The organism is Nocardia sp. NPDC058497, from assembly GCF_042720195.1.
Taxonomy (GTDB): domain Bacteria; phylum Actinomycetota; class Actinomycetes; order Mycobacteriales; family Mycobacteriaceae; genus Nocardia.
The window spans coordinates 1-8,119 of the sequence record NZ_JBHXMY010000256.1; the positions used below are offsets into that span (position 1 = coordinate 1).

Genomic DNA, 8,119 nt, shown 5'->3' on the forward strand with positions numbered 1-8,119 from the left:
AGTCCACCGCCCATAAGTTCGAGCTGCTGCGCACCAAATCTGGCATCACCGGGCTGCGCGCGGTCCGCGACGGCCGGTTCTTCAACCTGCCGTACGCGCTGTGGACCAGCGGCCCGCTCAATATCGACGCCGCCGAGCAGATCCGCAAGCAGCTCGAAGCCTGGAACCTGGTGCCCATCTCGGGCATCGCACCGCGCGCCGACGACGCGGTGCGCTGATCTCGCCGGGCGTGGCCGGTCAGCCGACCGTGCCGCGCTCCGCCAGCGCGGCGATCTTCCCGAGCGCATATTGCCAGCGCACGTCATTGGCGGCGAGGGTCATGCCCGGCGGCACGCCTTCGTGCAACACTTCGAGATCCGTGCCTCCGTCCGCATCGGTCAGCACGAAGGTGATGGTCTGTTCGCCCGCCATATCCGGCATATCGGTGACGAACTCCAGGGACTCCATCACCCGCTCATCCGGGACCAGGGTCAGAAACCGCCCATAGTAGGCACGGTGTAGCGGCACCGGCGTCTCCGCATCGGCCGTCTCGGCACGGGCGATGGTGATCGAGAAGACCCCACCCTCCTCTGGCTCGAACCGGTGCACCTCGCTGACCATCCCCTCGGGCACCATCCAGACGCGGATGGCTTCGATATCGACCAGCACCCGATACACGGTCCCGCGGGGCGCGTTGATATGCGTGCCGATCCTCGTTGTCGCCATAGCTCCACGGTAGCCCCCGAACCCGCCGAACGGGCTCATGGACGCGAACGCAAAAAGGCCCTCCAGCAATGCTGGAGGGCCTTTCGCAATGATGTTCCGGCGGTGTCCTACTCTCCCACACCCTGTCGAGTGCAGTACCATCGGCGCAGGTGGCCTTAGCTTCCGGGTTCGGAATGGGACCGGGCGTTTCCCCACCGCTATAACCGCCGTAACTCTATGAAACTGTCACACAGAGAGCCACAACCAAGAACCCCACAGGGAACTCAATTGTTGTCTCGGTGATCTGTGTGTTGTTTCAGATACCGCACAGTGGACGCGTAACACCTTCGATAGTAAGCCCTCGGCCTATTAGTACCAGTCACCTACACCAGTCACCTGGCTTCCAGTTCCGGCCTATCAACCCCATGGTCTGTAGGGGGCCTTAACCCATCAAGTGGGAGAGAAACCTCATCTTGGAACAGGCTTCCCGCTTAGATGCTTTCAGCGGTTATCCCTTCCGAACGTAGCCAACCAGCAGTGCTCCTGGCGGAACAACTGGCACACCAGAGGTTCGTCCGTCCCGGTCCTCTCGTACTAGGGACAGCCTTCCTCAAGTTTCTAACGCGCGCGGCGGATAGAGACCGAACTGTCTCACGACGTTCTAAACCCAGCTCGCGTGCCGCTTTAATGGGCGAACAGCCCAACCCTTGGGACCTACTCCAGCCCCAGGATGCGACGAGCCGACATCGAGGTGCCAAACCATCCCGTCGATATGGACTCTTGGGGAAGATCAGCCTGTTATCCCCGGGGTACCTTTTATCCGTTGAGCGACACCGCTTCCACTTGCCGGTGCCGGATCACTAGTCCCGACTTTCGTCCCTGCTCGAGCTGTCACTCTCACAGTCAAGCTCCCTTGTGCACTTGCACTCGACACCTGATTGCCAACCAGGCTGAGGGAACCTTTGGGCGCCTCCGTTACATTTTGGGAGGCAACCGCCCCAGTTAAACTACCCACCAGGCACTGTCCCTGAACCAGATCATGGTCCGAGGTTAGAAGTCCAATACGATCAGTGTGGTATTTCAACGACGACTCCACCAACACTGGCGTGTCAGCTTCACAGTCTCCCACCTATCCTACACAAACCGTACCGAACACCAATACCAAGCTATAGTGAAGGTCCCGGGGTCTTTTCGTCCTGCCGCGCGTAACGAGCATCTTTACTCGTAATGCAATTTCGCCGAGTCTGTGGTTGAGACAGCAGAGAAGTCGTTACGCCATTCGTGCAGGTCGGAACTTACCCGACAAGGAATTTCGCTACCTTAGGATGGTTATAGTTACCACCGCCGTTTACCGGGGCTTAAATTCTCAGCTTCGCACCCAAGGGCGCTAACCGGTCCTCTTAACCTTCCGGCACCGGGCAGGCGTCAGTCCGTATACATCGTCTTACGACTTCGCACGGACCTGTGTTTTTAGTAAACAGTCGCTTCTCTCTGGTCTCTGCGACCCCACCCAGCTCAGACCGCAAGGGTCGTCACCAGGCGTGGTCCCCCTTCTCCCGAAGTTACGGGGGCATTTTGCCGAGTTCCTTAACCACAGTTCTCTCGATCGCCTTAGTATTCTCTACCTGACCACCTGTGTCGGTTTGGGGTACGGGCCGTGTACCAACTCACTAGAGGCTTTTCTCGGCAGCATAGGATCACTGAATTCACCACAACGGCTACGCATCACCTCTCAGGCTTAATGTTGTGCGGATTTGCCTACACAACGCCCTACAGGCTTACACCAGGTATTCCATCACCTGGCCCAGCTACCTTCCTGCGTCACCCCATCGCTTACCTACTACAGCGAAGGTCCCGTGCAGCAATCCTCCCTCTCACCCGAAGGCTCGATAAGAGAACATTTGGACAGTTAGTACCACTGATTCGATATTTGGCGCGGATACACGGGTACGGGAATATCAACCCGTTGTCCATCGACTACGCCTGTCGGCCTCGCCTTAGGTCCCGACTCACCCTGGGCGGATTAACCTGGCCCAGGAACCCTTGGTCATTCGGCGGACGAGTTTCTCACTCGTCTTTCGCTACTCATGCCTGCATTCTCACTCCCGTAGCCTCCACAGCTGGATCACTCCGCTGCTTCCACGGCTACAGGACGCTCCCCTACCCATCCACACTCCTGGCCCTCAAAGAGGACGGGATAATGTGTGAATGCCGCGGCTTCGGCGGTGTACTTGAGCCCCGCTACATTGTCGGCGCAGGATCACTTGACCAGTGAGCTATTACGCACTCTTTCAAGGGTGGCTGCTTCTAAGCCAACCTCCTGGTTGTCTAAGCGACCCCACATCCTTTTCCACTTAGTACACGCTTAGGGGCCTTAGCCGGCGATCTGGGCTGTTTCCCTCTCGACTACGAAGCTTATCCCCCGCAGTCTCACTGCCACGCTCTCACACACCGGCATTCGGAGTTTGGCTGACTTCGGTAAGCTTGTGGGCCCCCTAGGCCATCCAGTAGCTCTACCTCCGGCGTGAAACACGTGACGCTGCACCTAAATGCATTTCGGGGAGAACCAGCTATCACGGAGTTTGATTGGCCTTTCACCCCTACCCACAGCTCATCCCCTCAGTTTTCAACCTAAGTGGGTTCGGGCCTCCACGACGTCTTACCGTCGCTTCACCCTGGCCATGGGTAGATCACTCCGCTTCGGGTCCATAATGTGCGACTAGGAACGCCCTATTCGGACTCGCTTTCGCTACGGCTACCCCACACGGGTTAACCTCGCCACACACCGATGACTCGCAGGCTCATTCTTCAAAAGGCACGCCATCACCCCACCAACAAGTTGGAAGGCTCTGACGGATTGTAAGCGCACGGTTTCAGGTACTATTTCACTCCCCTCCCGGGGTACTTTTCACCTTTCCCTCACGGTACTAGTCCGCTATCGGTCACCAGGGAGTATTCAGGCTTACCGGGTGGTCCCGGCAGATTCACAGCAGATTTCACGGGCCCGCTGCTACTCGGGAGACATCCACAACAGCCAACATGTTTTCGTTTACCGGACTATCACCGTCTATGGCAGGCCGTTCCAGACCACTTCAACTAACACGTTGGTTTCTTACTGTTGCTCAACTCGGCAGAGTTGAGAAGAATGATCCCACTACCCCAGCTAGACAACGACTGCCGTCTATCACATCTAACTGGTTTAGCCTCATCCGCTTTCGCTCGCCACTACTCACGGAATCACTGTTGTTTTCTCTTCCTGTGGGTACTGAGATGTTTCACTTCCCCACGTTCCCTCCACACACCCTATATATTCAGATGCGGGTAACACGACATCACTCGTGCTGGGTTTCCCCATTCGGAAATCCTCGGATCTCAGCTCGGTTGACAGCTCCCCGAGGCTTATCGCAGCCTCCTACGTCCTTCATCGGCTCCTGGTGCCAAGGCATCCACCGTACGCTCTTAAACACTTACTAACAAAGATGCTCGCGTCCACTGTGCAGTTCTCAAACAACACACCCGAAGAAGCCTCGTTCCAAGACCAACTCGGCGTTACCGCCGGCGGTATCGAGGAAAACCCCTTCAGATCGTTTGCTTTCGCCTTGAAAGACACTCGCGTGTTCTTTCAGGACCCAATAGTGTGTCGGTATATCACCGCGACCAGCCACTTTGGACCGGTCGAGTGCGATGAGGTTGTCAGTGTTCCACCCATGAGCGTCCGCAGTCCTACATGTGAGGACTAAACGGTCTCTGCCACAACCACATTCACCTGTGTGAAGCGTCGTGGAGATGTGCTCCTTAGAAAGGAGGTGATCCAGCCGCACCTTCCGGTACGGCTACCTTGTTACGACTTCGTCCCAATCGCCGATCCCACCTTCGACGGCTCCCTCCACAAGGGTTAGGCCACCGGCTTCGGGTGTTACCGACTTTCATGACGTGACGGGCGGTGTGTACAAGGCCCGGGAACGTATTCACCGCAGCGTTGCTGATCTGCGATTACTAGCGACTCCAACTTCACGGGGTCGAGTTGCAGACCCCGATCCGAACTGAGACCGGCTTTAAGGGATTCGCTCCACCTCACGGTATCGCAGCCCTCTGTACCGGCCATTGTAGCATGTGTGAAGCCCTGGACATAAGGGGCATGATGACTTGACGTCGTCCCCACCTTCCTCCGAGTTGACCCCGGCAGTCTCTCACGAGTCCCCGCCATTACGCGCTGGCAACATAAGATAAGGGTTGCGCTCGTTGCGGGACTTAACCCAACATCTCACGACACGAGCTGACGACAGCCATGCACCACCTGTACACCGACCACAAGGGGGCCTACATCTCTGCAGGTTTCCGGTGTATGTCAAACCCAGGTAAGGTTCTTCGCGTTGCATCGAATTAATCCACATGCTCCGCCGCTTGTGCGGGCCCCCGTCAATTCCTTTGAGTTTTAGCCTTGCGGCCGTACTCCCCAGGCGGGGTACTTAATGCGTTAGCTACGGCACGGATCCCGTGGAAGGAAACCCACACCTAGTACCCACCGTTTACGGCGTGGACTACCAGGGTATCTAATCCTGTTCGCTACCCACGCTTTCGCTTCTCAGCGTCAGTTACTTCCCAGAGACCCGCCTTCGCCACCGGTGTTCCTCCTGATATCTGCGCATTTCACCGCTACACCAGGAATTCCAGTCTCCCCTGAAGTACTCTAGTCCGCCCGTATCGCCCGCAAGCTTGGGGTTGAGCCCCAAGTTTTCACGAACGACGCGACGAACCGCCTACAAGCTCTTTACGCCCAGTAATTCCGGACAACGCTCGCACCCTACGTATTACCGCGGCTGCTGGCACGTAGTTGGCCGGTGCTTCTTCTACAGGTACCGTCACTTGCGCTTCGTCCCTGTCGAAAGAGGTTTACAACCCGAAGGCCGTCATCCCTCACGCGGCGTCGCTGCATCAGGCTTTCGCCCATTGTGCAATATTCCCCACTGCTGCCTCCCGTAGGAGTCTGGGCCGTGTCTCAGTCCCAGTGTGGCCGGTCGCCCTCTCAGGCCGGCTACCCGTCGTCGCCTTGGTAGGCCATTACCCCACCAACAAGCTGATAGGCCGCGGGCCCATCCTGTACCGATAAATCTTTCCACCACAAGACATGCATCTCGTGGTCATATCCGGTATTAGACCCAGTTTCCCAGGCTTATCCCGAAGTACAGGGCAGATCACCCACGTGTTACTCACCCGTTCGCCGCTCGTGTACCCCGAAGGGCCTTACCGCTCGACTTGCATGTGTTAAGCACGCCGCCAGCGTTCGTCCTGAGCCAGGATCAAACTCTCCGTTGAAGACTCTCAATCACACCCGAAGGTGTAATCAGAAATATCTAAACTAGAGTCCGAAAACCTAGCAAAGCCAAACACCAGCAAAAAAAATTCGCTGTTGTTTAAATGTCCACTCCTCAACCGGGGGGTATGAGAAGCGGAACCAATAATAATATTGGCACTGACATTCATCGACACACTATTGAGTTCTCAAAGAACACACGCACAAGCTTCTACCCACAACATTTCGCAGGGGCTTCGGCAGGGCAAGGGTTCATACTTTAGCGCAGACAACCCGACCGAAGCAAGTCCGGAAGGAGTGAGTCTGGCTAGATAGTCAATCAGGCGCTCAGCGTCACCTCGTCGGTGTCCGTGTCGCTCTGACTCGAATAAAGTTACGTGGCGACTAACACGAAGTCAAATCGCCTGGTCAGACAGGCTATTTCGGCGTATCGACGCGTTCGACTTGTCCACCGAGCGCCTGCATCTGCTCGACGAAGTTCGGGTAACCGCGGTCGATGTGGAAGACATCGTGCACTTCGGTGACGCCGTCGGCTACCAGGCCGGCCAGCACCAGGCCCGCGCCGGCGCGGATGTCGGAGGACCAGACCGGCGCGCTGGACAGACGCGGGATACCGCGGACCACCGCGTGGTGACCATCGGTGCGGGCATCGGCGCCGAGCCGGATCATTTCCTCGACGAAGCGGAAGCGCGCCTCGAAGACGTTCTCGGTGATCATCGAGGTGCCGTCGGCGATGGCGGCCAGGCCGATCGCCATCGGCTGCAGGTCGGTCGGGAAACCGGGGAACGGCAGCGTCGCGAAGTTCACCGCACGCGGGCGCTCGGGCTGGACGACGCGGAAACCGTTGGGCTCGTAGGAGATTCGCGCGCCTGCCGAGCGCAGCTTGTCCAGGACCAGCGCCAGGTGCTTGGGGTTGACCCCGGTGACGCGGACATCGCCGGTGGTCATCGCGGCGGCGATGCCCCAGGTGGCGGCGACGATGCGGTCGCCGATCACCCGGTGGGTGGTCGGCGAGAGGCTCTTCACGCCCTGCACGGTCAGCACCGAGGAACCGGCACCGTCGATCCGCGCACCCATCTGCACGAGCATGGTGCACAGGTCGACGATGTCGGGCTCGCGCGCGGCGTTGTCGATGACCGTCTCCCCCTCGGCCAGCACCGCGGCCATCAGGATGTTCTCGGTCGCGCCGACGGACGGGAAATCGAGGCGGATGCGCGCACCCTGCAGCTCGTCGGCGCGGGCCACGACGCAACCGTGCTCGATCTCGCTGGTCGCGCCGAGCAGGCGCAGGCCCTGCTGGTGCATGTCCAGCGGACGCGAACCGATCGCGTCACCGCCCGGGAGGGCGACGACCGCGCGCTTACAGCGCGCCATCAGCGGACCGAGCACACACACCGAGGCGCGGAACTGGGTCACCGCGGGGAAGTCGGCGTGGTATTTGGGCTCCGGCGGGGTGACGATCGTGCAGACCGAGCGGTCGCCGCTCTCGTCGTCGGAGATCGTCACGTCGCAGCCGAGACCGCGCAGCACCTCGGCCATCAGCGGGACATCGAGGATGTCCGGGCAGTTGGTGATGGTGGTCGTGCCCTCGGCCAGCAAAGCGGCGGCCATCAGCTTCAGCACGCTGTTCTTCGCGCCGCCGACCGCCACCTCGCCGACGAGCTGATTACCGCCGGAGACCAGAAACCGTTCGCTCACCCCGCCAGCTTATCGACCGTTGCCCGGCGACACGCCCCCCGACGCCAAACCGACCGATCCTGGCGCCACCGACCGGCTTTCAGCGCTCGGCTCCGCCGCCCGGCTGCCACAGCACATCGCCCTCGGGATTGGTGGCACGGCTCAGGATGAACAGCAGGTCCGACAGGCGATTGAGGTATTTGGCGGGCAACACGCTGGTGTCGTCGGGGTAGGCATCGACCGCGGCCCACGCCGAACGTTCGGCGCGCCGGACCACGGTGCGTGCCGTGTGCAACAGCGCGGCAATCGGCGTGCCGCCCGGCAGGATGAACGAATTCAGTGGTGCCAGACCGGCGTTGAACTCGTCGCACCACTTCTCCAGCCGATCGATATAGGGCCGGGTGACGCGCAACGGCGGGTACTTCGGCTCGGCCACCACCGGGG

The 8,119-nt window shown here is 59.4% G+C and carries 3 protein-coding genes, 3 rRNA genes and 1 pseudogene; 1 reads left to right on the forward strand and 6 read right to left on the reverse strand.

Features of this window, described 5'->3' with window-relative positions; all coding sequences use genetic code 11:
* Positions 1-218 (forward strand): annotated as a pseudogene (locus tag ACFWPJ_RS18065) (iron transporter); the annotation flags it as partial.
* A gap of 19 nt (positions 219-237) precedes the next feature.
* Here the strand turns inward: ACFWPJ_RS18065 and ACFWPJ_RS18070 are convergent.
* The 6 genes from ACFWPJ_RS18070 to ACFWPJ_RS18095 form a co-directional block, all read right to left on the reverse strand.
* A complete protein-coding gene (locus ACFWPJ_RS18070; RefSeq protein WP_378852723.1) occupies positions 238-705 on the reverse strand; it encodes an SRPBCC domain-containing protein in 468 nt (155 codons plus the stop codon).
* A gap of 94 nt (positions 706-799) precedes the next feature.
* A 5S ribosomal RNA gene (gene rrf / locus ACFWPJ_RS18075) occupies positions 800-916 on the reverse strand.
* Between the two features lie 117 nt (positions 917-1,033).
* Positions 1,034-4,157, reverse strand: a 23S ribosomal RNA gene (locus ACFWPJ_RS18080).
* Positions 4,158-4,483: 326 nt separating this feature from the next.
* Positions 4,484-6,000: ribosomal RNA gene (locus ACFWPJ_RS18085) — 16S ribosomal RNA — on the reverse strand.
* The 16S, 23S and 5S rRNA genes sit together here, the layout of an rRNA operon.
* A gap of 415 nt (positions 6,001-6,415) precedes the next feature.
* A complete protein-coding gene (gene murA / locus ACFWPJ_RS18090) occupies positions 6,416-7,696 on the reverse strand; it encodes a UDP-N-acetylglucosamine 1-carboxyvinyltransferase (RefSeq protein WP_378852725.1) in 1,281 nt (426 codons plus the stop codon).
* A 79-nt stretch (positions 7,697-7,775) separates the two neighbouring features.
* Positions 7,776-8,119 (reverse strand): ATP:cob(I)alamin adenosyltransferase (locus ACFWPJ_RS18095; protein ID WP_378852727.1); only part of this gene is annotated, 344 nt, incomplete at its 5' end.

Coding starts and splice junctions, on each gene's coding strand:
- ACFWPJ_RS18070 (WP_378852723.1), bottom strand. CDS start 705: ATGGCGACAACGAGGATCGGCACGCATATCAACGCGCCCCGCGGGACC.